Source organism: Blautia wexlerae DSM 19850 (assembly GCF_025148125.1).
GTDB classification, from domain to species: domain Bacteria; phylum Bacillota; class Clostridia; order Lachnospirales; family Lachnospiraceae; genus Blautia_A; species Blautia_A wexlerae.
Genome location: NZ_CP102267.1, coordinates 4,326,820 through 4,349,416, shown reverse-complemented (window position 1 = coordinate 4,349,416; position 22,597 = coordinate 4,326,820). Strand labels below are relative to the sequence as shown.

Annotated in this window: 20 protein-coding genes and 3 pseudogenes; all 23 read right to left on the bottom strand. The window is 53.2% G+C overall.

The annotated features are described in order from the left end of the window. The 23 genes and pseudogenes from NQ550_RS20240 to NQ550_RS20125 all read right to left on the bottom strand — a co-directional run bounded on the left by NQ550_RS20240 (window position 1) and on the right by NQ550_RS20125 (window position 22,507). Window positions 1-3,042 carry an LPD28 domain-containing protein gene (locus tag NQ550_RS20240; RefSeq protein WP_025579413.1) on the bottom strand — a complete coding sequence of 1,014 codons (3,042 nt, stop codon included), beginning with the start codon at window positions 3,040-3,042 and terminating at the stop codon, window positions 1-3. Between the two features lie 2 nt (window positions 3,043-3,044). After that, on the bottom strand, window positions 3,045-3,326 hold the full coding sequence (locus NQ550_RS20235) for a hypothetical protein (protein WP_025579411.1): 282 nt from the start codon (window positions 3,324-3,326) through the stop codon (window positions 3,045-3,047). After that, window positions 3,323-5,431 (bottom strand): type IA DNA topoisomerase, encoded by a 2,109-nt coding sequence (locus tag NQ550_RS20230; RefSeq protein ID WP_044996546.1) that lies wholly within the window; start codon window positions 5,429-5,431, stop codon window positions 3,323-3,325. Before NQ550_RS20230 ends, NQ550_RS20235 begins: the two co-directional genes overlap by 4 nt. Continuing rightward, entirely contained in the window at window positions 5,418-6,104 is a 687-nt protein-coding gene (locus tag NQ550_RS20225; protein WP_025579408.1) for a hypothetical protein, read from the bottom strand. The genes NQ550_RS20230 and NQ550_RS20225 overlap by 14 nt, the downstream gene beginning before the upstream one ends. Beyond that, a complete protein-coding gene (locus tag NQ550_RS20220; RefSeq protein ID WP_025579406.1) occupies window positions 6,101-6,295 on the bottom strand; it encodes a hypothetical protein in 195 nt (64 codons plus the stop codon). Before NQ550_RS20220 ends, NQ550_RS20225 begins: the two co-directional genes overlap by 4 nt. Next, a complete protein-coding gene (locus tag NQ550_RS20215) occupies window positions 6,292-7,059 on the bottom strand; it encodes a DUF4366 domain-containing protein (RefSeq protein ID WP_025579405.1) in 768 nt (255 codons plus the stop codon). The genes NQ550_RS20220 and NQ550_RS20215 overlap by 4 nt, the downstream gene beginning before the upstream one ends. Continuing rightward, entirely contained in the window at window positions 7,049-7,291 is a 243-nt protein-coding gene (locus NQ550_RS20210; protein ID WP_025579403.1) for a DUF4315 family protein, read from the bottom strand. Before NQ550_RS20210 ends, NQ550_RS20215 begins: the two co-directional genes overlap by 11 nt. Before the next feature lie 28 nt (window positions 7,292-7,319). After that, window positions 7,320-9,032, bottom strand: coding sequence for a C40 family peptidase (locus NQ550_RS20205; protein ID WP_025579401.1), 1,713 nt, complete (start codon window positions 9,030-9,032; stop codon window positions 7,320-7,322). Continuing rightward, complete coding sequence (locus NQ550_RS20200) at window positions 9,025-9,393, bottom strand: hypothetical protein (RefSeq protein WP_025579400.1); 369 nt, start codon at window positions 9,391-9,393, stop codon at window positions 9,025-9,027. Before NQ550_RS20200 ends, NQ550_RS20205 begins: the two co-directional genes overlap by 8 nt. Next, window positions 9,374-11,794, bottom strand: coding sequence for a VirB4-like conjugal transfer ATPase, CD1110 family (locus NQ550_RS20195; protein WP_025579398.1), 2,421 nt, complete (start codon window positions 11,792-11,794; stop codon window positions 9,374-9,376). The genes NQ550_RS20200 and NQ550_RS20195 overlap by 20 nt, the downstream gene beginning before the upstream one ends. Then, window positions 11,739-12,206, bottom strand: coding sequence for a PrgI family protein (locus NQ550_RS20190; protein WP_016147255.1), 468 nt, complete (start codon window positions 12,204-12,206; stop codon window positions 11,739-11,741). Before NQ550_RS20190 ends, NQ550_RS20195 begins: the two co-directional genes overlap by 56 nt. Before the next feature lie 16 nt (window positions 12,207-12,222). Further along, on the bottom strand, window positions 12,223-13,092 hold the full coding sequence (locus NQ550_RS20185; RefSeq protein ID WP_025579395.1) for a VirB6/TrbL-like conjugal transfer protein, CD1112 family: 870 nt from the start codon (window positions 13,090-13,092) through the stop codon (window positions 12,223-12,225). A gap of 66 nt (window positions 13,093-13,158) precedes the next feature. Further along, window positions 13,159-13,377: a Maff2 family mobile element protein gene (locus tag NQ550_RS20180; RefSeq protein ID WP_002578868.1), complete on the bottom strand. Its 219-nt coding sequence runs from the start codon at window positions 13,375-13,377 to the stop codon at window positions 13,159-13,161. Window positions 13,378-13,589: 212 nt separating this feature from the next. Then, window positions 13,590-14,981: pseudogene (locus NQ550_RS20175) on the bottom strand (VirD4-like conjugal transfer protein, CD1115 family); the annotation flags it as partial. 105 nt (window positions 14,982-15,086) lie between these two features. Continuing rightward, a pseudogene (locus NQ550_RS20170) lies at window positions 15,087-16,902 on the bottom strand (reverse transcriptase/maturase family protein). 580 nt (window positions 16,903-17,482) lie between these two features. Beyond that, window positions 17,483-17,968 (bottom strand): annotated as a pseudogene (locus NQ550_RS20160) (VirD4-like conjugal transfer protein, CD1115 family); the annotation flags it as partial. Beyond that, window positions 17,965-18,465, bottom strand: a complete 501-nt coding sequence (locus NQ550_RS20155) for a PcfB family protein (RefSeq protein ID WP_025579914.1) — start codon at window positions 18,463-18,465, stop codon at window positions 17,965-17,967. The pseudogene NQ550_RS20160 and the gene NQ550_RS20155, both read right to left, overlap by 4 nt. 87 nt (window positions 18,466-18,552) lie before the next feature. Further along, window positions 18,553-19,290: a BRO family protein gene (locus NQ550_RS20150; RefSeq protein ID WP_025579916.1), complete on the bottom strand. Its 738-nt coding sequence runs from the start codon at window positions 19,288-19,290 to the stop codon at window positions 18,553-18,555. A gap of 49 nt (window positions 19,291-19,339) precedes the next feature. Further along, on the bottom strand, window positions 19,340-20,218 hold the full coding sequence (locus NQ550_RS20145; RefSeq protein ID WP_025579917.1) for a DUF6017 domain-containing protein: 879 nt from the start codon (window positions 20,216-20,218) through the stop codon (window positions 19,340-19,342). A 69-nt stretch (window positions 20,219-20,287) separates the two neighbouring features. Next, window positions 20,288-20,479 carry a hypothetical protein gene (locus NQ550_RS20140; protein WP_438266588.1) on the bottom strand — a complete coding sequence of 64 codons (192 nt, stop codon included), beginning with the start codon at window positions 20,477-20,479 and terminating at the stop codon, window positions 20,288-20,290. Window positions 20,480-20,505: 26 nt separating this feature from the next. After that, window positions 20,506-20,781: a DUF5720 family protein gene (locus tag NQ550_RS20135; protein ID WP_021905612.1), complete on the bottom strand. Its 276-nt coding sequence runs from the start codon at window positions 20,779-20,781 to the stop codon at window positions 20,506-20,508. 12 nt (window positions 20,782-20,793) lie between these two features. After that, window positions 20,794-21,729: a ParB/RepB/Spo0J family partition protein gene (locus tag NQ550_RS20130; protein WP_029677082.1), complete on the bottom strand. Its 936-nt coding sequence runs from the start codon at window positions 21,727-21,729 to the stop codon at window positions 20,794-20,796. Beyond that, a complete protein-coding gene (locus NQ550_RS20125) occupies window positions 21,686-22,507 on the bottom strand; it encodes a ParA family protein (protein ID WP_025579922.1) in 822 nt (273 codons plus the stop codon). Before NQ550_RS20125 ends, NQ550_RS20130 begins: the two co-directional genes overlap by 44 nt. Between the last annotated feature and the right edge of the window lie 90 nt (window positions 22,508-22,597).

Sequence of the window (22,597 nt, the reverse complement as noted above, 5' to 3'; positions counted from 1 at the left end):
TCAAAGCTCCCTTTCCGCGCTCTTTTTAGGCGCTGTCTTTTTGTGTTCCGTCCGGGGCTGGCTTTTCAGCTGCTCCATGACGGACTTTTTCTTGTCCCGTTCCTCTCGATGGGCGGCAGCCAAATCCATAAGAGAAATAGGCTGACCGCTGCGGGCCTGCTGTTCCAGCTGCGCCACGGTCGGCTCTTTTGGGCCGTTGTTGATGATGCCGTCGATCATACCGTAGTCATCCTCCAGCATCATTTCCGCATTTTTCAGCGGATTGTCCGGCAGAAATCCGGGAATCTCGGTGAAACCAACGCTGTCGCAGTAATGACAGGATACCTTACCGTCCTGCTTGATGGCAACGATGTCGCTGACGCTCAGGGAAGGGCTGTGAAAATCTACCGGCTTTTGCAGGTTGAACTGTTTATACAGCGTTTCCAGCTGCTCCATAGTGCTGCCGGAACCGTTCAGCGGGGCGGTGTAGATTAAGTCATAATTGTTTCGATCCACGGCCAGATTGTGCGATTGCAGCCAGTCCAGATTCATAAACCGCACATTCTGCGGATCGTCCCGGTTCACCTGATAAATGGCAAAGCAGCTGCCCTCATGGGAGAAAAACGCCTGCTCCCGTTCCAGCTGCCGGTCCTGCCGTTCCAGCACCTTTTCATGGAATTGTGGACTTTGCTCCCATTCCTCGTGTTCCACGCCGAAAAGCCCGCCATGCTCCATGATTTCCTCGGTGTCAAACACCATGCTTTCCGTGTTATCTTCATGGAGAACATAGACGGTCAGACCGGCAGCGTCCAGTTCCAGCGCCCGTTCTCTGGTGACGGGCAGCATCCCATCAGAAAGATAGCCGTATTCCTGCATATCCGAAACAGATACCTCGCTGTCGGGCATGGGGTACTCGTCCAATGCCTGCTCCTGAGCATCCGGCAGCTGGGTGGCGGTTGCTTCTGCGGTCTGCTGGCTGACCTGTTCCTGCATCTGCTGACAGGCTGCATCCTGCAAGGTCGCAATCATAGACAGCGGGGCATCCTGAATCGACGGATTTTCCAGTTCCAGCCCCTCGCAAATCTGCCGGACAGCGGCGGAACGGGACAGTTCCGGGGCATCCAGCTGGCCGCCGTCCAGTTCTTTCATGGTTTCCTTGTCATAGAGGGTATAGTCCCAGCCGGTATCGCACGGCTGAATGTGCAGATAGGTGGCATCGTTCAGAAGAAACAGGGCTTCCTGCGGTATATCCGCCTGTTCCGGCTCCTGTTTGGCGGTCAGGTCAATGCCGCGATCCTTACAGATTTCCTTATAGTGGCGCTCAATGTCGTTAATCAGCTCACAGGAAGTCTTGTTGATGGTCTCCAGACTGGCCCGTAATTCTTTCAGCTCCTTGCCCTTGGACCAGGAAGCGATGTAACCGAAGCTGTTTTCCCCGGTCTGGATGCCAAAATACTGGCAGACCGCATAGGAAATGCTTTCCGCTTCCACTTCCTCTGTGCGGCGGTCTTTTTTCTGCTCCTGCAAAAATTGGGCAAGGGTAGAAAAGCCGCCGTTAAAATTCAAGCCGTTTTCTTCTGTCAGCGGCAGGTATCCGCTTTCGGGCAGCTCCAATGGGGTGACTAAAATGACAGAACCTACATGGTTTACAACAACTCGATTCTCCACGGAAACCGGATCTCCGGGGTCTTCATCCGAACCGCGCAGGTCATAGCAATAAACGCCTTCGGGCAGATCATCACGGGAAATACGCCCGTTGGAAAACAGGGCGGGCTTCTCAAATAACTCAACTTCCTGATATTCCTCATCATAGGGAAGCTGTACCTCTTTTTGATTATGGAGCTTGCTGTGTGCAATTTCATGGACAGTGGCGGAAACGGTCTGCACCTCGCTCATGCCTTCCCGGATGGCGATGCGCTGCTGGTCGGGGGAAAAATAGCCGTCCATGTTGGCGGCCATCGCCTCAAACTCGATGGGGACCGGAGCAGAGCGCCGCAGGGCTTCCAGAAACGCTTCATAGTGCGGTACAGTCCCCGAAAGGCTGGAGGCCAGCTCCGGCAGGGGCTTGCCATCGGTCTGGCTTACATCAAACACCTTGACCGGGCGAAACATGGGAATCTCGATTTCCTTTTCCTCCATGACCGCCTTGCCGTCTGCATCCAGAATGGGGGCATGGGTGTCCGGGTCCCGCTTCATTTCCTCGATTTTCTTTTTGTAGGGCGTGGGGGCGATGATGGTGATGCCATGCTCACCCTTTTTCACATGGCGTGCAAACTGGTTTTTCCACTTGTTGAACCCGGCCACCAGGGTAGCTTCTGGCTTCTGCATATAGATGAGCATGGTGTTGTTGACCGAATAACGGTGGAACTTGGACATGACGGACAGGTAGCGCATATACTTTTCGCTCTCAAACAGTTCCTTGATACCCTGTTCAATGCCCGCCGTGATCTCCTGCAACCGTTCCCGGTTGGTGGGCTTATCAGCCATGATGTTCACTCTCCTTTCCAAATTGGCGATTGTTGATTGATGTTCAGCGATCCACAGCTTTTGTTCCTCCGGGCTGTCCTCCAGAAAAGAATCCAGCAGATAGCCGATATAATCCTTTTGCTGCACCGCCTCCAAAAAACGGGGGTGCATGGGTTCCTCCGGTGTTTTGGGTGTGTAGCCCATTTCCCACTTGCGGAGAAGATGGAAGTAGTCCGCCAAAACCCGAAAGGCATGGTCCCGGCTCTCCTGAAACTTCTGCGCCTCGGTTTTCTGCCGGACATAGTTCCTCCGGGGAGGGGCCTGACTGTCATAAATAAGGCCAAAATCCTGCGCCAGCTTCTCGGCGGCTTCCTTTGGGGACAGGTTGTAGAGCCGGGCGGTCAGGTCGATCACATCGCCAGTTGCCCCGCAGCCGAAGCAGTAGAAATATTCCTCATTCAGCTTCATGCTGGGATTTTTGTCATCGTGAAAGGGGCAGCAGGCCATGCTGTTCCGTCCGACCTCAATCCCATATCGTTCTGCGGCTTCTTTGACCGGAACGGACTGCTTGACCGTCTCAAATACATTTGCGCCCATCGTCAATCAGATTTCGATTTAGGGATGGGCGGCCTGTACCCGGCAGCCTTGGCCCGTTCACTGGCAGCCTTGCGGCGCTGGTTGCTGTATGGCTCCCGGACGGACACACAGCGTTTGGGAACCGTAAAATTGTGCTTATCTTTTTTACAAACCTGTTCCGGGTGCTTTTGGGAAAGGCGGGTCAGCTTCTCCATCAGTTTTCGGTCATGGGTATAAACTTCGGCGGTGTCCTCGGCCTGATTGTAGAGCAGAATGGTTTCCTGTTCGATTGGGGTCAGCTTCATTTGGCACCGCCTTTCTGCCGGTCAAACGCCAGCTTGAAGTTGGCGTACCGCCCATCGTCCTCCAGCACCACGGTGGCGTCGTAGGTCTTGCCTGTTTTCTCGGAGTACAGGCCGGTCACATGGGCGCGGCCATCTTTGAGCAGCGCCGTCACAATGGCCTTGGTGGGCTGTTTGCGCTTCAATTCCCACCACTTGTTGTTTTTCCAGATGGCAAATTTGCAGGATTCTGTCTGGCAGAAGAACCCTTTTTGCAGTTCCGCCACATCACCGCCGCAGCGGGGGCATTTGCCCACCACTTCGCGGGGCGGCGTGAACAGGTACTCAGTCCCCTTGATGACCTGATAGGTTCCCACCAGTTCTTTCAGCATGGCGGCGATCCCGCCCATGAAGTCCTCCGGGGCCAGTTCGCCGCGTTCGATCTCGCTTAAACGGTGTTCCCATTCAGTGGTCAGCAGGGGCGATTGCAGCTGTTCCGGCAGAACGGTAATCAGGGACACCGCATCATGGGAGGGCATGAGCTGCACGGTTTTCTTGCTCTTTTTGCGCTCCAAAAAGCCGGTGGACACCAGCTTTTCCAGAATCCCGGCGCGGGTGGCCGGGGTTCCTAAACCCTGACGCTCCGCATCTTCCGGCATATCGTCTTTCCCGGCGGTTTCCATCGCGGAAAGCAGCGTATCCTCGGTGAAGTGCTTGGGCGGGCTGGTTTTGCCCTCCTTGACGGTAGCGCCGGAAAGGGATAAGCTCTGCCCTTCGGTTAGTTCAGGCAGGGATTTGTCCTCGGTTTCTTTATCCGGTTCCGCATTTTTCAGCGCAGAATGGTAGGCCGCGTCCAGCGCCCGCCAGCCGAGGCGCTTCACCGTTTTGCCCTTGGCGGTAAACTCCGCACCGGCACACTCCACGGTAACAGCAGTTTCTGAGTAAGTATGCGGTTCCGCCACAGCGCACAGCAGGCGTTGTGACACCAGCTCCAGTACCGCCTTTTCGCCCACCGGCAGGCCGGACAGGTCTGCGCCCTGAAGGTTGCGGGTAGGAATCACCGCATGGTGATCGGTCACTTTCTTATCGTTGATGACCTGAGCCGCATCACAGGAAATGGCGATCCCTTTGCGAAATGGTATGGCGTTGGCAACCAGATTGACCAGCACCGGCAGTCCCTCCGCCATATCCGAAGTCAGATAGCGGCTGTCTGTTCTGGGATAGGTGCAGAGCTTCTTTTCATACAGATTTTGCAGATAATCAAGCGTTTGCTGGGCCGTATATCCCAACAATCGGTTAGCATCCCGTTGGAGGGTAGTCAGGTCATAGAGGACGGGCGGCTTCTCGGATTTGTCCCTGCGCTCCACTTTTTTCACTGTGGCAGCTGCACCCTGGCAGGCGGCTTTCTGCTGCTCGGCAGCATCCTTGTCCGCCATGCGCTCCCCGGAAACAGAGAAGTCGGTCAACTCCAGGACTACCGTGTAAAACGGAACCGGCTTGAAGGTGTCGATCTCGGCTTCCCGCTGGACGATGAGCGCCAGCGTTGGAGACATGACACGTCCAATATTCAAAGTACGGTGGTACAACACCGAAAACAGTCTTGTGGCGTTGATACCAACCAGCCAGTCCGCCTTGGCACGGCAGAGAGCAGCTTGGTGCAGACCGTCATACTCCGAGCCGGGACGCAGGTTTGCAAAGCCTTCCCGGATGGCGGAATCTTCCATCGAGGAGATCCACAGCCGTTTCATGGGTTTGCTGCATCCCGCCAGCTCATAGACACTGCGGAAAATAAGCTCGCCCTCGCGTCCGGCATCGCAGGCATTTACCACTTCGGTCACATCCGGAGCGTTCATCAGCTGTTTCAGCACAGCAAACTGTTTCTTTTTGTCTTTGCCCACCACCATCTGCCAGTGTTCCGGCAGGATGGGCAGATCGTCATAGCGCCATTTGGCATAGTCCGGGTTATATACATCGGCATCGGCCAGCCCAGCCAGATGGCCCACGCACCAGCTGACCCGCCAGCCGTTTCCCTCCAGATAGCCGTCCTTGCGGACGGTCGCGCCGATCACGGCGGCCAGACTTTGGGCAACGGACGGCTTTTCAGCGATTACCAGTTTATATCCCATCATCTTCATCCTCCCATTCTTCCCGCACAGGCGTGTGCAGTTTTTTCTCAATGCTGTTTTCCTCATCCAGCAGCAGGTCGTCATAGCCGAACCGGTAGTCATAGCGGTACAGTTTCCCCAGCAAATCGTTGATAAGGATACGGCAGGCCAGAATGACACGGGTTTTATCCACCTGCATCAGCCGGTAGCGTTGATAATTGCTGTAATAGTCCTCATGGCGGCGGGTACGGCGGACGGTTTCCTCAAACAAAATATCCACCGGGTCCTGACATCCATACTCTTTTTCACCCTCCATGCAGTTCAGAAGTTCCATCACCATAGGGAAGCTCCGTTCATCCATTGGGGCTTCTTCTGCCAGAAAGCCTACCAGTGCGGATAAGAGCAGGCGGGCGGCTGTCTGTTCCCGAACTGTCAAAACTGCCATTGTCTGCGCAGCATCCGGCAGGAGCCTTTCTTCCACAAAATCCGCCGCGTCTCCTGAATAAAGCTGACGGATGGAATCTATGGACAGGGGAACCGCTGCGGCATCCAGGGAGAAATCAAAAGGTTCCTCCCGTGTGGGCTTTTTCCGAAATTTGCTCCACACAGTTGAGAGAATGTCGCTGCCAAAATACACGGCGATCACCAGCAGGTCAAAAACCGCAAGCAGCTTGATAAATGTAATCAGAATACTCATTTTTTTCGTTTCCTTTCTTTGAGCCATCGTTCCATCTCACGGTGGCAGACTCCCACACAGGGCTGACCATAATTCCCGCAGCCATAGCAGGGGTGGCTTTTGGGTAAAGAGAGAGGACGGGAAGTGTCCTTCCCGCCCTCCGGCCTGCGTGTCATCATGCGTTCATAGGGGCTGTCGGTGAACCGGGTCATGGGGTGTCATCCTCACTTTCCTCACCGCCGCCCCTGTCAGCGTCCAGCTCGTCCGATTCCTCGTCCTCCAGTTCGATTTCTTCCTCGTCCGGCAGTTCCTCGCCGTCCTCATAGTCATAATCGTCTGGATTGCTGCTATTTTTGTGGTTGGCCTTACCCTTAATGAATTTGAAGTAGGCAAAGGCAGCGCTGCCCATCACAGCCAGCACCAGCAGCAGGACAGCCGGATTTAACCCTGCGGATTCTTTTTTCTCAGGCTCCGCAGGTTCCTCCGGTATTTCCGGCTCTGGTTCCTTGCCGGCACAGCCGGTCATATCCGTACTGCACACCTCGCATTTGGTGTTGACCGCACCGGCTTCGCATTTTTCCGTGCAGTTGCAGACAGCGGGCGGTTTCTCGGTGGATTGCCCATCCTCCATCAGCGCCATCAGGTCAGCTTCATCCACCTGATTTAAGAAATGGACGGCGGTTTTTTTGTCCTCGTTGGCTCGGTCAATGAGGATATAGAAATAGTTTCCGGCTTTGGTCGTAACTGTGATAAGCTGCTTGTTCCCTCCAAAGTCGTCCACAAGGGTTGCGTTCCCGTCCGGGGTAAGGGGCTTTGCTTCCTCGCTTTCCTCCACCACAACGCCGCTGTCGTCGGTCGCGTCCGGGGCGGGCTGCTCTGCGGCCGCGCCCTGTGCAAAGGCGGGAACAGAAAAGCCGCCCATGAGGATAAGGGCGGCGGCAAAAGCGGTCAGTGTTCTTGTGATTTTATTCTTCATGTTCTGTGTCCTCCTGTTCGTCACGGACAGCCATACCGGGGAGCGTGCCGCCGGACAGCATGGCGCTTAACTGCTCAGGGGTCATACGCAGGGCGCGCACCATCTGGACAATCTCCAGATTTTCCACTTCGGTTTTCTGCGCTTCCAGCGTTTTCAGCTTTTCCTGATACTCTGCGATTTTCTCACGGGTTTTCTGGATTTCCCGATCAATGCGTTCAATTTTCGTAGCCATAATCAATCACTCCTTATCAAAAGATTTGTCACCAGTTCATCAGGCCGTAGCCCTTGATGCACTCGTAGTTCACATCGTAACTTCTGATTTTGCAGGCATCGCCGCTGTTTCCCTCCACGGTATAAACGCGGCTGCCGTCTGTGCCGATGACGATGCCCACATGGTCGGCGCTGCCGTCCAGGTCCCAATCGAAAAAGATGGCGTCGCCGGGGGCCAGATTGTCATAGCCCCGCGCGCCCCATTGTCCATGGGATTGGAACCAGGGAACCCCTTGGGACTGGCAGCCTGCAAAGCGTGGTTCAGACAGCCCCATCTGCCCATAGCACCAGGACACAAAGCAGGCGCACCATTCCACGCGGGAATTGAAGCCGTACCAGCTCCAGTAGGGCTGCCCGCCCACATTGCCCACCTGCCGTTTGGCCAGTTCCACCAGTTCCGAGTTGCCGGGGCGTGTGCCGTTTATAAACTCCACACCCTCCAAACTCTCGGAATCGCTGGTGTTTGTGGAACCGCCGCCGAAAATCAGCGGCTTGTTGCCCAGCGTCTGCCGGTACACCTGATACATTTCCAGCTGATCCGGGGTCAAAAGCTCTGTGGCAACGGAGGAAATGGGTTTGCTTGTGAGCGTTACATTCAAAATGTAGTAGTTATAGGGAACCTCAACGGTATAGCTGTTGCCCTCGCTGTCCGTTCGGGTTTCCGTCCGGTAGCGCACCTCGACTTCCTCGGTGAGCGTCAGTTCATACTGTGCGTTGAACACACGCTCCAGCTCCGCCTGTACGCTCTGCCGGGTATAGCCCTGCAACACGGCAGACAGGTAGGCCGCAAGCTCATGGGGGTCATGTCCGATCATGTCCAGGTCATACCTGTACTCGTTATATCCCGGATGGCTGCTTTCGATGTTGTCGATCTCGGCTTGCAGCGCCGCTTCCCTGGCGGCGTAATCGGCCTCCACCGTTACAAGTTCCGGGTCATCTGACGGATAGGTAGAGCCGGAAATGGCAGAACCAATGCTCTGCGCCATCATGGAGCAGGAGGACATGGTGTTGAGCAGCAGGCAGATGAGCAGAAAAATCGTGCCCACAAGCAAGAAGCCTTTTTTATGGCGCATAATAAATGCTCCGGCCTGCTGTGCCTTTTCCTTAACGGTTTTTGCAGTTTTGACAGTTCCTCCGGCGGTCTGACCGGCGCGTTTGGCGGCGGCGTATTCCTTTTTAATGGCCTGTTTCTGCTGCCAGCGTGAAAACGGATTGCTGGAAAGCTGGGGATTTTCCCGCAAAGACTTCTGATACAGGGCGTTTACATTGGCCTTTTCCAGCTTTTGTTCCGCCTGTGCCGCCTTGCGGTATGGTTTCAGCTTGTGACTGCGGTAGCCTTCCCGGAACAGCCGCACACCGGTTTCAACAGCTTCCTCGGACTTGTGGGCGCTCTCCACGCCCACATTGTCCTGTTCCATTTCACGGATTTCCTTGTGGAGTTTCCCCAGCGCCGCGTCTCCCGGAGCATCCCGCACCGCATGGGACAGCTTGGAGGGCGGCTTTTTCTTGTCCTCCAGCACCAGTTTGGTGGTCACTTTGCCGGTCTTAGGGTCAACCGCTTTTTGCCGCACCTGCTTTTTGGGGATTTTCGCCTGCGCCTTGTCTGCTTTGGCGGCGGCCCGGTCGGCCTTGCGGATGGGCTTTTCCAGCGCCGGGTCAGCGCGTTCCTCGTCCGTAAAACGCAGGCGCGGTTCCTTACGCATACCAGCCACCCGCCATCAGGTCATCCAGCAGCACACAGGTTTCCGCATATACCGGAATCTGAATGGTTTCTGCCGGAAAGACCGTTGTGGACAGGAAAAGCGCCATCAGGGTTCCTCTTGCCATGTCCCGATCCTGAACCGAGCTGCCCATAAACAGCTTGGGAACATCCGGTATGCCCTCTGTCCAGATATGGTGAATCCGGGTAAATCCGGCATAGCCCTTGGGCGTGAGATTTTTTGCTGTCTTTTCCTGCTCATAGCAGTAATGGACGGCGGCCCGAAGCAGTTCTACCATCTGCTCACAGCCGCTGACAGCGGCCAGAAGCCGGCCTGCGCCTTTTTCAATTTCTTTCTTTGTCATGCTGCTCATCCTCCTTTTGCAAATCCAACGGTTTGGTGGTCATGATACGATACAGTTCCGTATTCTTGGGGAAGTGGTCCACAAACGGCAGGATAGTGGAACCGTAGAACAAAAGCCCTTCGCCCTCGCCGGAGTGGGTCACATAGGACAGCTGGTGCGGGGAAATACCCAGCTGCTTGGCAAGAATCTGCCGGTCTCCGCCCGCCTGGTTGAGCATATACACGAAGTCGGAGTTTTCAAAGATGTTCTCCACCTCGCGGCTGCTCAAAAGGTCTTTGACATTCTGCGTGATACCGGTCGGGATACCGCCCCATTTACGGAATCGCTTCCAGATTTCTACCGTATAAGCGGCGGTCTGTTCCTCTTTCAGCAGCAGGTGCATCTCGTCAATGTAGTAACGGGTGGACTTATGGGCGGCACGGTTGATGGTAACGCGGTTCCATACCTGATCCTGCACCACCAGCATCCCGATTTTCTTCAGCTGCTTGCCCAGCTCCTTGATGTCATAGCAGACGATACGATTGTTGATGTCCACATTGGTTCGGTGATTGAACACATTGAGGGAGCCGGTCACATAGATTTCCAGCGCCGTGGCGATGTACTGTGCCTCTTTTTCCTCCTGCGCTCGCAAGAGGTTATACAAATCCTCCAGAATGGGCATATTCTCCGGGCGCGGGTCGTTGAGATAGTCCTGATAGACCAGCCGCACACAACGGTCGATGATGGTTTTCTGCACCGGCTGCAATCCCTCCTTGCCGCCCACGATCAGCTCACACAGCGACAAGATAAAGTCCGATTTGAGGGACAGCGGGCTTTCATCATCCGAGTAGTCCAGGTTCAGGTCCATCGGATTGATATAGTTGGTGGAAGTGGGCGAAATCTTAATGACCTGCCCATGCAGACGCTCCACCAGCGGGGCATATTCCGCTTCCGGGTCCAGGATTTCCACCTCGTCGGAAGTCAGCAGGAAACAGTTGGCGATCTCGCGCTTGGCGCTGAAAGATTTACCGGAACCCGGCGTGCCGAGAATCAGGCCATTGGGGTTCTTCAGCAGCTTGCGGTCCACCATGATAAGGTTGTTGGACAGAGCGTTAATGCCGTAGTACAGAGCTTCTTTGCCGTTCTGGAATAATTCCTGTGTGGTGAACGGCACAAAGATCGCCGTGGAACTGGTGGTCAGTCCCCGCTGAATCTCAATCTGATTGAGACCCAAAGGCAGGCAGCTCATCAGCCCTTCTTCCTGCTGGAAGTCCAGCCGTGTCAGCTGGCAGTTGTACTTCTGTGCGATGGAGCTGGCCTGGAACACATTGTTGTCCAGCTGGCGGGGATTATCTGCGGTGTTCAGTACCAGGAAGGTCACAAGGAACATTCGCTCGTTGCGGCTCTGCAAATCCTGCAAGAGCTTTTTGGCCTCGACACCATAAGTGGCAAGGTCGGAAGGGATGATGTCCATGTCATATCCGGCACGGACAGCCTTTTTCTGTTCCTCGATTTTGCTGCGGTCCAAATCGGTGATTTTTCGCTTCACCGTCTTGATGGCCTTGATCTGATCCACCGACTGGATGTGCAGGCTGACAATCAGGTTGGATTCCATATCCAGAAAATCGGCCAGCATCCGGTCATTCAGCTCTGGAGCCAAAATTTGTACGAAGCTGACGGCTCCGTACTTCTTACCCATGCGGAACTGCTTGCCGGTGCGGAACTCAAAGGAGCTGGGGACGATAAAGTCCTTGGTGGACAGGCCGCTGGTGGGGAGCCAGTCCCACTCAAACCGGAACGGCAGCTGCTCGTCCATGTGGAAGATACCATGCAGCTGGGCAAGCCGCGCTTTGCCGTCCAGCGTTTCCGCCGCCACGCCCAGCCGCTTGAAGTTGTTGAGAATATCGGTCTCAATGCGCTCCAAACGGGGCTTGGCCGCCTTGATGCTGTCTGCGTCAATACCAAAGGTGAGATACTTGGTTTTAATCAGGCCGTTGTTGCCCTTTGCCAGCTGGTTTTGCAGCATGGTCATGTACTCGATACGGATGCTGTCAAAATCGTCCCCCTGGAGAGGGATGTTGATGGCGCGGGCAAAGGTTTCCTCCGATGCTGCAAGGTTCAAAAAAGACAGCTCAAACTGAATCGAGCTGTCGAAGTAGTTGAGGAAATCGCACCAGCCCTCGAAAATCGCGGTTTTATCCTCGTTCTGTGAAAGCTGATAGTTGATGTCCTGAAATTGAATGGTTTTTGTGTAGTGACCGTCTGATACCCGGCAGATACCGTCCGGCCACATTCGTTCATAAGGGATACTGTCCTGCGCCGATTTTTCCTTTTTGTCCGTGCGGTTGGCACGGGCAATCGCAGCTTCAATCTGCTTTCTGTCGGCGCGGGACAGCTTTTTCTTTGTTTTGACCGGCTGCACAGCTTTTTCCTCGTTTTTTCCGAACAGCCGGTGCAGCCAGTTTTTGATTGCCGTAAACAATGTGTGACACCTCCTCGTCGAGATTTGCCTGCCGCTGCAACACGGCATAGAAGTTATTGGTGCGGTAGGGGCGCTGCCTGGGGCGGATCACCGTGACGCGGATGATATTGCCCACAATCTTTTCCAACGGCTGACCATGCTTTTCATACATCGCCAGCAGGAAGAAGGGCAGCATCACGAACATCATGCACAGGGCTGCCGTACTGTTTCCGGCAGAGCCACGGAGCAGAAAGAACAGCGGTACGCCCAAAAGCGCCCCTCCGCCGAAGCAGACTAACTGCCGCTTGGTTAAGTTGAAAGCAACCTTGGTTTTGACTTTCGTCAGGTCTTTGGGTACAGGTACATAGGCCATAGAAACTCCCTCCTTCTTAATGAGCCTGGAATACAGCTTTTGCAAGGCTTCCGGTCTTAAAGAGGGTAAAACACAGTAAAACCGTATAGCCCACACAGCTCCAAATCGCCATAATCACATCTTCCTCGGTAGCGATGTCCTGTACCAGTACAGCATAAATCGCCACACAGACAATGATGAGAAATGCCTGGAATCCCAGCGCCAACAGGGAGCGCAGATAGTTCTGGCCCATGCCGCCCCATTCCTTGCCCATCATGGCAGCCATAGGGATGGGCGCAACGGATGTCACAAGGTAAATTTCAATCATACGGCCATAAATCACGATGAAGATGCAGATATACAGCGCCCACATGGTAACGCCGATAAACATACTCTGGAACCAAAGCCCGAACAACGGACCCAAATCCATTTCCATCAGCCGAGGTTCCATGTCCGTAAGGACAGAGGAAATATCAATGGTTGCATCCGAAGAAATAATCCCGGATGCCTGTGCCACCACACTCTGCGCCATATCGAACACGCCCATGACGATATTCCATGTATTCGTGACAAGGAGTATGGCTGCGGCTGACTTGAACACCCATTTGAAAATCATCCAGGTGTCCACATCATGTAGGTTGTTTTTGTCGGTAATCATCTGGATCAGTTCCAGCGTCATTACAATCGCCAGAATCACACCGGCGATGGGAACCATGATGGAGTTGGAGAGGCTCTGGATCATGCTGAAAATGCCGCCGTTCCAGCCCTGCGGCGTTTGCCCAACCTGCACGGATATATCTCCGACCTGCTGGTTTACAGAATCGAACATCCCGGACAGGTTGCCCATAATGCCGCCTACCAGCATTTCCTTGAGCCACTCAGTAAGCGCGTCCAGCAGAAAATCCATACAGTGTGACCTCCTTTCAGCCCCTCCCGATTATTACGGGAGGGGCAAGGATTTTTCAGGGACAGTTTAGACGGCAAACAGGCCGGAAAGCAGAGGTACGAGGATCAGGCCGACCACAGCCACACCAGCGCCCGCCATGAGCTGCTTCATACCCTGGCTCTTTGCACCAGGGTTGTCGTTTCCGTAACCTTCCAGCAGGTTGATAACGCCCCATACGCCAAGACCAGCACCAAGGGCAATCACGAGGGTCTGCAACACATTGATCGCTTCATTGAAAAATTCCATAAATAATTGTTAGCCGGAATCGTTTTGATAAAGTTTCAGTCATTCATAGGCATACAAAAGCCGGACAATCCGCCGCCCGGTTTCCGGGGGCTGATTCCGGCTGTCCTCCTTTTTTCATTATTTTTTGGTGACTGTCCGCCTTGTACGCCAATGGCCCCAAAAGGGCAGTTGCGGCGAATAGATAAGACCACTCCTTTCATAGCGGAACAGATTTAAGCGCCCTGAGTATCTACTTCGTACACGTCGCAGACCTCATTGGGCTTGAGTTTCAGCCGGGTGGACAGGAACGCTTCAATGTCAAAAGTGTTCTTGTCGCTTGCGTCGGCTGTGTATTTGAAATTGGGGTGCTTGGTGATGTCGTACTTATCCGAAAGGAAAGGCCGCACACCGCGCAGCTGGAGGATGCACTTGCCGCCGTCCATAACGGCAAGTTCGTCCTGGCTCATCAGCTCTTTCCCCAATTTTTGATAGTTGAGCGAGTGGGAAGTTTCCCGCCCACGGCTCTCTCCGGTGTTGTAGGTGTCAATGGTTTCCTTGCCCAGCACGGCAGCCAGTTCCTTGAGAGTGGTTGGCTCCTTGCCGCCCAGGAAAATGGAGGTATCCATATTGCCGATGATGGTATCGGCGTTGTCCTTATAGATGGCTTTCAGCTGGCTTTGCGCCTGCAAGACCAGACAGGCGGAGATCTCACGGCTTCGGATGGTGGCGACCAGCTTTTCCAGTTTGGGAATCTGGCCGATGTTGGCGCACTCGTCGATAAGGCAGCGCACATGGACCGGCAGCCGCCCGCCGTACACATCGTCGGCTTTTTCGCAGAGCAGATTGAACAGCTGGGTGTAGCACATGGAGATCAGGAAGTTAAAGGAGTCGTCCGTATCGCTCATAATGAGGAACAGGGCAGTTTTCCGATCTCCCAGAGTGTCCAGCTCCAGCTCGTCGTAGGAAGTGACCTCCCGCAGCTCGGCAATATCGAACACAGCCAAGCGCGCACCGCAGCTAATCAGTATGCTTTTAGCTGTTTTGCCAGCGGCCAGCTTGTATTTTTTATATTGGCGGACGGCAAAATGATTAGGCTTTTCTGCTTCCAGTGCGTCAAACATCAGGTCCACCGGGTTCTTGAACTCCTCGTCATCCTCCCGGACTTCCATCGCGTTGATGAACTCAATGAGGGTGGAAAAGTTTTGTTCTTCCACCGGGGCTTCATAGTGGATATACCCGATGAGGGCGCAGTACAAAAGCGTTTCTGCCTTGACCCAGAAATCATCCCCGGCTTTGCCCTCGCCCTTGGTGTTCGCAATTAAAGTCGTAACCAGCTTCAAAATGTCCTTTTCAGAGTGAATGTACGCAAAGGGGTTATAGTGCATGGACTTTTTGAAGTTGATGGTATTGAGAACCTTAATGCGATAAGGCTCATAGACCACTTTGCCGTTTTTGTCCTTTACGGTCTCATAGACCGGATTGCCGTGCCGGTCCTTTATTGGCTGATGGTCCTTGCCCAGCTTGGGACGCATTTTCGGTGTACCGCGCTGGAGCATTTTACCGCACTCCACCAGGATAGTGCCTTTGGGGTCTGTCACCACATAGGAGCTGTGCATCTGCATCAGGTATGAGGTAGGCACCCTGCGCCTTGCTGACTTTCATCAGTAGGTTTCAGGGAACCGCCTCCCAAACCGGACGTACACCTCTCAGCGTATCCGGCTTTCCATGAATCACCTTGATTCTTTGGTTTCGTGTAAGAGTTCAAAGCAGTCAGGGCAGAGAGCCAGAGATTTTCTTCTCATTTTCAGCATTTTCTGCTCAAATATATCCCTGCCTTTCAGCGATTTCAGCGTTCTTACGTGGTGCATACATAAATAGTCTGCATGTTCCCCGCAAATCTCGCATACTCCGGCTTTTATGCGGTTTACTATCGTGTGCCTGCTGTCATATTTCCTATAACTCGGCATAACGTCTGCCACATTGTCATAGCCGTCGCTGTGCTTTCTGAATCCATCATGGTAAAATTCGCAGTATTTACGTCCCTTAGTTGTATCGTATGGGATTCTCAGTACTCCGTTTACCATGTGCCGCTTCTTAATAACACTGACATTCGTTCTGTGCTTTCCTGCCAGAGTTTTTAACATGCTGTACCGCACCATGTAGTAATACTTGTGCAATGCGCCTACGTTTTCTGCTATCCGATAGAAGTTATATAACCCTCGAATTTCGGAATTGAAAGTAGACACAATCTCTGCGTCGCTGCGGTTCATCAGGTCTTTCCTTGGCATAGGCCGCCACATTTCTTTGCCTGTGTCATTGTTGCGTTTCACCTGTATCGCTCCCCGTTCCATCGCTTTTTTAATCCATTTTTCTTTCGGCATATACAGGAATACTTTTCCATACCACACCCGTTTCATGTCGCCGTTTTTACAACGCTTCATGTTCTTGGAATGGATTACTTTGAAATCGTACCCCAGATAGCGTACCGGCTTACTGGAATGGGTGACTTTCGTCTTTTCCTCGGACATTTCCAAATGCAGTTTCTCTTGGAGAAAGATTTTTATATCTTCCTTGATTTTTTCTGCGTCCTTTTTGGAACCGATAACGCCTATTACAAAATCATCGGCATAGCGGTTGTACTGGATTTTCTTGAAGCCTTCCTCGAACGGATTGTAGTAATGCTGATTCATCTTCTCCCTTCTGGAATCCTTAAATTCTCTTACCAGTTCAGGATTGGATTTCTCTGCACCCATTAACGCTTTACGTGCCTTTTTGTACCTCCGGGACGCCCGTTCGTATTCTTTGGTCGTCTTTCTGCGTGCTGGCTCACAGTCATACTTTTCTTTGTATTCCTGCATATAGTTGTCCAGTTCGCTGAGGTAGATGTTCGCACATATCGGACTGATACCGCTGCCCTGTGGAACGCCGGAGTAGGTGCAGTTATACTGCCATTGCTCCATATATCCGGCTTTCAGAAATTTCCAGATGAGACCTATAAAGGCCTCGTCTGAAATCCTTTTTCGCAGTAAGTCAACCAACACATGATGGTCGAAGTTATCAAAGCACGCCTTAATGTCTCCCTCTACAATCCACGTAACTCCTGTGAAGTTTTTCTTTACTTGCGTGAGTGCCGTGTGACAGCTTCTTTTCGGTCTAAAACCGTGAGAATTATTGCTGAATGTCGGCTCATAGATTGCTTCAAGAATCATTCTGACCACTTCCTGCACCAACTTATCATCAGTAGAAGTGATTCCCGCGGACGGAGTTTCCCGTTCTTTTTGGGAATGTACTTTCTTTTGCAGGCTTTGGCTGATACGTCCTGTTGCGTATGGCTTCAATAATCCGGTTGATTCTCGGCAGGCTCATGTTGTCCAGTGTCTGCCCGTCCACCCCCTGCGTCATGCTTCCCTGCGATTTCGCAATGTTCGCATAAGCAAGGAGATAGAACTCTGGATTGTATAGGTTGCGATACAATCTTTCATATTTGTAGTTACTTACACTTGCCTTTTCTTCAAGGCTTTTCAAGACATGAATCGGATTTCTCATAGTGTCTCACACACCGTCCTTTCTGTTTTGAAAATGATTCACTGTTCCCCTTTGCCATGTAGACGGCTTTCCCGTCCGCAGACTACTATGGGAACTCTGTTGCCGTGGTGAATATTCAGAATCCCGCATTTCAGCGTTTTCATAGCCTTTTGGCATTTCACTTTAGGCAATCCCCGTTTAGTACGGTATAAATAAGCTCTCCACGTTGTCGGTATGTGACGTTCGCCTTTTTCCACTTTCCCGTGGCTGAACCTGCTCCGAGTATCAGCAGCCGCATAGCCGAACAATGCGACTGTCAGGAGTACTGACGAGTACAACCTCTCTACGTCAGGGGTACGCTCTTGGTCCCGATTTCAGGCTGTCATTCAAGCAGTTTAGCTTCCATCCTCATACGTGGATTTTCATTCCGTCACGCCGGCGCTTCTGAGGTTTCGGCACCCCGTGTCCTCCGTCATGCTATGGTCGCCCTCCGGTTTCCCTTTTGGGGTAAGACGGGGAATGATAGGTTGCGGCATAGTGCCGCTTGATACTTTTACCTACTACTTGCTCAAGGTAGGATTTATACCGCCCTTACGGGCGCACTGGGTTTCAGCCAGAAGCGGGTCTTACCGGAACCGGAGCCGCCGATGACCAGCACATTTTTGTTTCTGGCGGTCTTGGGGTCTTTGGGGCGGCTGTTCATGGTCAGGCTCTCGGTTTTCGTCAGAATCACATTGTTCTGGAAAACCGGGTCCACATAAGGGGCGATGTCCTCGTGTGTTCCCCAGCGGGCGGAACCATACTCCATGCCGTGGCGGTATTTCTTCGCATTTTTGCTTTTCAGATATACCGCCAGCCGCAGACCACCACCGCAGCAGATTCCCACCAACAGGTCCAACGGGTGTAGGCTGGGCCACCAGCTTGCCAGCGCCACCGGCAAGACAGAAATTAGGGAGAGCGCCTTTTGAGAAGCGTCCGCGCCCTGTGCCATGCGCCATGCCTCCCCGAAGTTGGTGGCAAACAAGCCCATCAGGATATAGGGCAGGTTCAAAATCAGGAGCTTTTTGATGTCAAGCTGCTTTTTCATCGTTCCAGCTCCTTTCGCCTGGTGCGGTCCACCACGGCATTTTTGACCAGCTCTTTGAACTGGTTCAGCTTTGCCAGCACAGACGGACGCTCTGTTTTCTCTGCTTTTTTCACCTTTTTGCCGGTGTATTCGGTGAAAGCGGCGGTCAGGGCATCCGCATCCCGACCTTTGAAAAAGATCAGGTACTTGGGCGGGGAGGTGCTGCGGTCTTTTTTCACCGCATAATCCACACCATATTTCCGGGCGATCTTTTCAAACTCCTTGATGGAGGGATCGGTGATTTCGATATTGGAAACGCCCTGGTTCTGACCAATGAGCTGCTTGACCGTCTGCTTACCCTGGGGCTTCACAGGCGCGTCCCGACTTCTCTGCTTATTCAGCTTCTTTTCCTTGCGATGGGCAAGATACTTGGTGATGGCAGCCTTAAATAGCCGCCCGGTGAACTTTGTGCCGTTGACTACCAGCGTCAAAGTCCTGTTTTCCACTTCTTCCTGCATGGGGTAACGCCTCCTTTCCACGAATTTTGCAGGGATTGTTCAAAAACTAAGGCGGGACCACCAGCCGCCGTAGAAGATACTGGGTCATCATATCATCAGCAGGATGCTGTCCCGCAGCTGGGCAAAATACAGCTTGCCCTGGGGCGTTACCAGCGTATAGGAGCCGGTATGCCCGTGGTTGCAGTAGTCCTTGACGGTGAACAGGCCGTCGTTGGCAGGTTTTGCATAAGGCAGTACATTCCCGGACGGGGCGCGGTACACAAATCGCTGTTCCAGCAGGAAGCGGACAAACCGACGCTCCGGCACAACCAGTTCTTTGGCGGTGGTGCGGAGGTTGGTGCTGTGCTTGAGGTCGATAAACAGGTCATAAAAGGCTGCCTTGCCCTCCAGCATGGCGTTTTCCTCTCGCAGCGCCGCATTTTCCTCCCGTTCTGCCAGCAGGTCGGAACAGAGTTTCATCATGGCTTCCGGGGAAGTGGCAACCTCCCACAGCTTCTCCCTGGTGATGTAAGCCCCGTGCTTACGGATAGAGGGCAGCACTTCATCAAACACCCAGCGTTCAAATCGTTCCGCAGAGGGCAGCTTGCTGTGAACGATCAGGCGGTACACATCGCCTTCGGGAATAAAAGAAAGCTGCTGCGGTCCGCCTTCCGTAAGGGTGTCGCGTTTCACGACACCCTTACAATGCCTGCGTAACGCATCACGAGGATTGCTGTATCCCAATGCAACTGCAATATCCAAACCGCAAAACAGCACTTTGCCGTCCTGCTCAAAAGTACGGATACTGCCAAACTCCGGGTTTTTGAAAATTTCCATTTGGTTCATAGCGTAACCTCCTGTAAAAGTCGTTGTTGTGGGATGAAAAAAGACGGCCTTACCAGCCGCCTGCGTTCATATCGTGATTGACCTGTGAAGTGTAGTGGTTGCTGATGGTGGTGGGTGCGTTAAACAGCACTGTCAGCAGGTATTGCTTCATGTTGCGGACCTCGGTGGTGTTTTTCTGCAAGCTGTCCATGACAAACCGGATATGCTCGCTGTCCAGCTTCAAAAAACGGGAGCGCACCACCTCGTGGGGGAAGTCGCTGCCTGCAATCCGGGTGGTTTTGCGTCTGGCACAGACGGTTTCCACCATCAGCTCCACGATCTCGTCCAAATCCTCCCGATAGGTGGCAAACTCCCTGCACAGGTAGTCATACTCGATGTTCTCTAAAATCAATTCCCGATAATTTTCTATCTCGGAGACAGACATCGCATCCCTTCCTTTCCGTTCCGGCGGTCTTGCCGCCGCTGTTTCCCGGAAGGGAATGGAATCGGTACTTGATCCATCCGTAATTGATTTTTGAGTATTTGATTTCTCTATATTTAATTCTGCGGGCTTTTCCGTATCCGGGTTCTCCATATCCGGGTTTCCCGTATCTGGTGAAGCCGTATCCGGCTGGGGCGTATCCGGGTTCTTCGGCTGTGGCTGCTCGTAGATGACATACTCGGTATCACTGATCCGTCCCTGCCTGTCCCGCAGCTGATGGCGGACAATGTACCCGGCAGTTTCCAGCTCCCGCAGCGCGCCGCCGATAGCGTCCACGCCCTCTTTGCAGATGGCGGCAAGCCCTCTGGTGGTATAGTTCCAGTCCTCCGGTAAGGACAGCATCATGGAAAGCAGCCCCTTGGCTTTCAGGGACAGCTTCCCATTGCGTAAATGGTGATTGCTCATTACGGTATAATCTCTGGTTCGTTCAATGCGAAATACGGCCATTGACCTCACTCCTTCCAAATTTCTCAGGGTATGAAAAAAGCCACAATCCTGTAAAAAGAATTGTGGCAGTCAGCTGTTTTGTTCACTTTTTCTGCGCCGGTAGGGGCGTTTGGGAATGGGCGGTTTATCCAACAGGTCATTTCCCTGAGAGAATGGCAGAGTTTGCAGAACACGGTCAATCTCCATAGATTCCATATCATGCTGGGAATGGCAATCCTCCCGGATTGCTTCCCGGATTTCCTTTACAGTACACATTTCAATCCTTTCCTTTCGCAGTAATGATTTGTTTATGAGTGGCGGCGGCGCTTGTCCGGCTTAAAATCGAGGATATGTCCCTCGATGATACGGGCGTAACGCTTGATTTTGATTTCCCGGCGCTGCTGGCTCAGGAGGGCGGCCTGATAGCCGTCCTCCGTAAGAAACAGCCGCATTTCATCACCGGGACTGCCGTAGGCACAAGAACGCAGGACAGAAAACTCAATCATCCGGCGGGTGTTATCCTGAAAACGCTCCACGGCAAGAATGTTGTGTCCTTTCAGCTCGCGGGCTGAAATATCCCTCATAGGCAGCTCCTTTCATCGTTCCTGATCTCTCTGGCGTTTTTTCTGCCACTGTTCCAGCAGCTTGATAATGGTTTCCTGCATCCGCTGGGGCGTGTAGCTCTTGGGAAAATACTTCCGCAGGGTGTCCGAGGTGAATGTCACCTTGTCCAGATCGCTTTTCTTTTCCTCGCCCATGATGGCCCGCATCACATCAATGGATAAATGCCCCTCCTGACTGAATTTCTTGAGCCGCTGAGCCTGGGAGAGAGAAGGGGTAGCTTGTTCACTGTCCATCGCGTCCAAAAGCTGCACCTGTTCCTCTTTTTTCAGGAACGACAGCTCATAGGCCGGATTGAGAGCGATTTTTCGTTCATCCACCATATCCAGCAGTTCAGGTATCAGTTCGGTTAGGCGGATATAGCGGGAAATCTGGTTACGGCTTTGGCCGACCTGTTCTGCCAAAATTTCTCTGGATTCCTTTCCATCGAAATTCCGCCCAAGTTGGGCGGAATTTTTAGAAGGTCTCCCAGCCTGCCGTTTCATAGCCTCCAACTTCATCTTGTAGGCAAAGGCCCTTTCGCTGGGGAGCAAGCTTTCACGCTGCAAGTTGCTGTCCACCATGATGATGGTGGCAGCGTCATCGTCCAAATCCCGGACAATGACCGGCATGGTTTCTTTATCCGCCAGTTCACTGGCCCTGTGCCGCCTGTGTCCGGCTACTAATTCATAGCCGCCATCCGGGTCAGGTCTTGCAATCGCCGGAACCAGCACACCATACTGCCGGATACTGTCCGCAGTTTCCATCATGGATTCATCATCCTTGACTTTGAACGGATGGTTCTTAAAAGGGTGCAGCTCAGACAGCGGGATTTCCAACACCCGTTCCCGCTGTGCGTCGGCACGGCTTTCCTCGGTAGAAAACAGGTCATCTACCGATGCCAGCTCTACTTTTTTCGCGCTGCTTTTCAAGTTTCGTCACCTCCTGCGTCAGATTTTTGTAGCTCTCAGCCACCTTGCCGCCGGGGTCATGGGCAAAAATGCTCTTGCCCTCGGCGCTGATTTCCTTTGCCCTAACAGAATGGGGAATCTCGGTGGCGAACACCTTGATTTTGCTGCCGTAGGTCTCCCGCATCAGGGCGGCGATCTCCTTGGCAAAGTTGGTGCGGTTGTCCACCATCGTCAGCAGGATGCCGTCAATCTGGAGTTTTGGGTTGATCTGCCGCTTCACCTTATTTACTGTTTGGAGCAGTTGTTCCAAACCCTTGGCGGGCAGATACTCTGCCTGGACGGGAATTATGACCCTATTGGCGGCTGCCAGGGCATTGACCGTGAGCATCCCCAGAGAGGGCTGGCAATCAATGAGGATATGGGAATACTGTCCCTTTACGGTGTCCAGATACTGCCGCAAGATGGTCTCGCGGCTCATGGCGTTCACCAGAGAAACCTCCATACCAGACAACTGGATGTCCGCAGGCATCAGGTCAACACCCTCCGGGTGGTGCAGGATACCCTCGCTGGGTCGCAGCGGCTCATCCATCAGAATACGGCCCATCGCGTCGGACAGGGTAAAGGGCAGCTTGTCTGGTTGGGGATGGCCCAGGCTGATGGTCAGGCTGCCTTGCGGGTCTCCGTCGATCAGCAGCACCTTTCGTCCGGCCTGCGCCAGCCCGATCCCCAGGTTGGCACAGGTCGTTGTCTTGCCAACGCCGCCTTTCTGGTTGGCGATGGCGATAATTTGTGTGTTCACTTTGCAATCACCTCGTTTCTGGAATAAAAAAAGGGAGAATGTGACGTAAATCAACATTCTCCCTGAGAAACGATATGCGATTGTATTGCT

Excerpts from the sequence above, each read along its gene's own strand:
- NQ550_RS20240 (WP_025579413.1), bottom strand. The coding sequence starts at position 3,042 with ATGGGCGCAAATGTATTTGAGACGGTCAAGCAGTCCGTTCCGGTCAAA.
- NQ550_RS20235 (WP_025579411.1), bottom strand. The coding sequence starts at position 3,326 with ATGAAGCTGACCCCAATCGAACAGGAAACCATTCTGCTCTACAATCAG.
- NQ550_RS20230 (WP_044996546.1), bottom strand. The coding sequence starts at position 5,431 with ATGATGGGATATAAACTGGTAATCGCTGAAAAGCCGTCCGTTGCCCAA.
- NQ550_RS20225 (WP_025579408.1), bottom strand. The coding sequence starts at position 6,104 with ATGAGTATTCTGATTACATTTATCAAGCTGCTTGCGGTTTTTGACCTG.
- NQ550_RS20220 (WP_025579406.1), bottom strand. The coding sequence starts at position 6,295 with ATGACCCGGTTCACCGACAGCCCCTATGAACGCATGATGACACGCAGG.
- NQ550_RS20215 (WP_025579405.1), bottom strand. The coding sequence starts at position 7,059 with ATGAAGAATAAAATCACAAGAACACTGACCGCTTTTGCCGCCGCCCTT.
- NQ550_RS20210 (WP_025579403.1), bottom strand. The coding sequence starts at position 7,291 with ATGGCTACGAAAATTGAACGCATTGATCGGGAAATCCAGAAAACCCGT.
- NQ550_RS20205 (WP_025579401.1), bottom strand. The coding sequence starts at position 9,032 with ATGCGTAAGGAACCGCGCCTGCGTTTTACGGACGAGGAACGCGCTGAC.
- NQ550_RS20200 (WP_025579400.1), bottom strand. The coding sequence starts at position 9,393 with ATGACAAAGAAAGAAATTGAAAAAGGCGCAGGCCGGCTTCTGGCCGCT.
- NQ550_RS20190 (WP_016147255.1), bottom strand. The coding sequence starts at position 12,206 with ATGGCCTATGTACCTGTACCCAAAGACCTGACGAAAGTCAAAACCAAG.
- NQ550_RS20185 (WP_025579395.1), bottom strand. The coding sequence starts at position 13,092 with ATGGATTTTCTGCTGGACGCGCTTACTGAGTGGCTCAAGGAAATGCTG.
- NQ550_RS20180 (WP_002578868.1), bottom strand. The coding sequence starts at position 13,377 with ATGGAATTTTTCAATGAAGCGATCAATGTGTTGCAGACCCTCGTGATT.
- NQ550_RS20155 (WP_025579914.1), bottom strand. The coding sequence starts at position 18,465 with ATGCAGGAAGAAGTGGAAAACAGGACTTTGACGCTGGTAGTCAACGGC.
- NQ550_RS20150 (WP_025579916.1), bottom strand. The coding sequence starts at position 19,290 with ATGAACCAAATGGAAATTTTCAAAAACCCGGAGTTTGGCAGTATCCGT.
- NQ550_RS20145 (WP_025579917.1), bottom strand. The coding sequence starts at position 20,218 with ATGGCCGTATTTCGCATTGAACGAACCAGAGATTATACCGTAATGAGC.
- NQ550_RS20135 (WP_021905612.1), bottom strand. The coding sequence starts at position 20,781 with ATGAGGGATATTTCAGCCCGCGAGCTGAAAGGACACAACATTCTTGCC.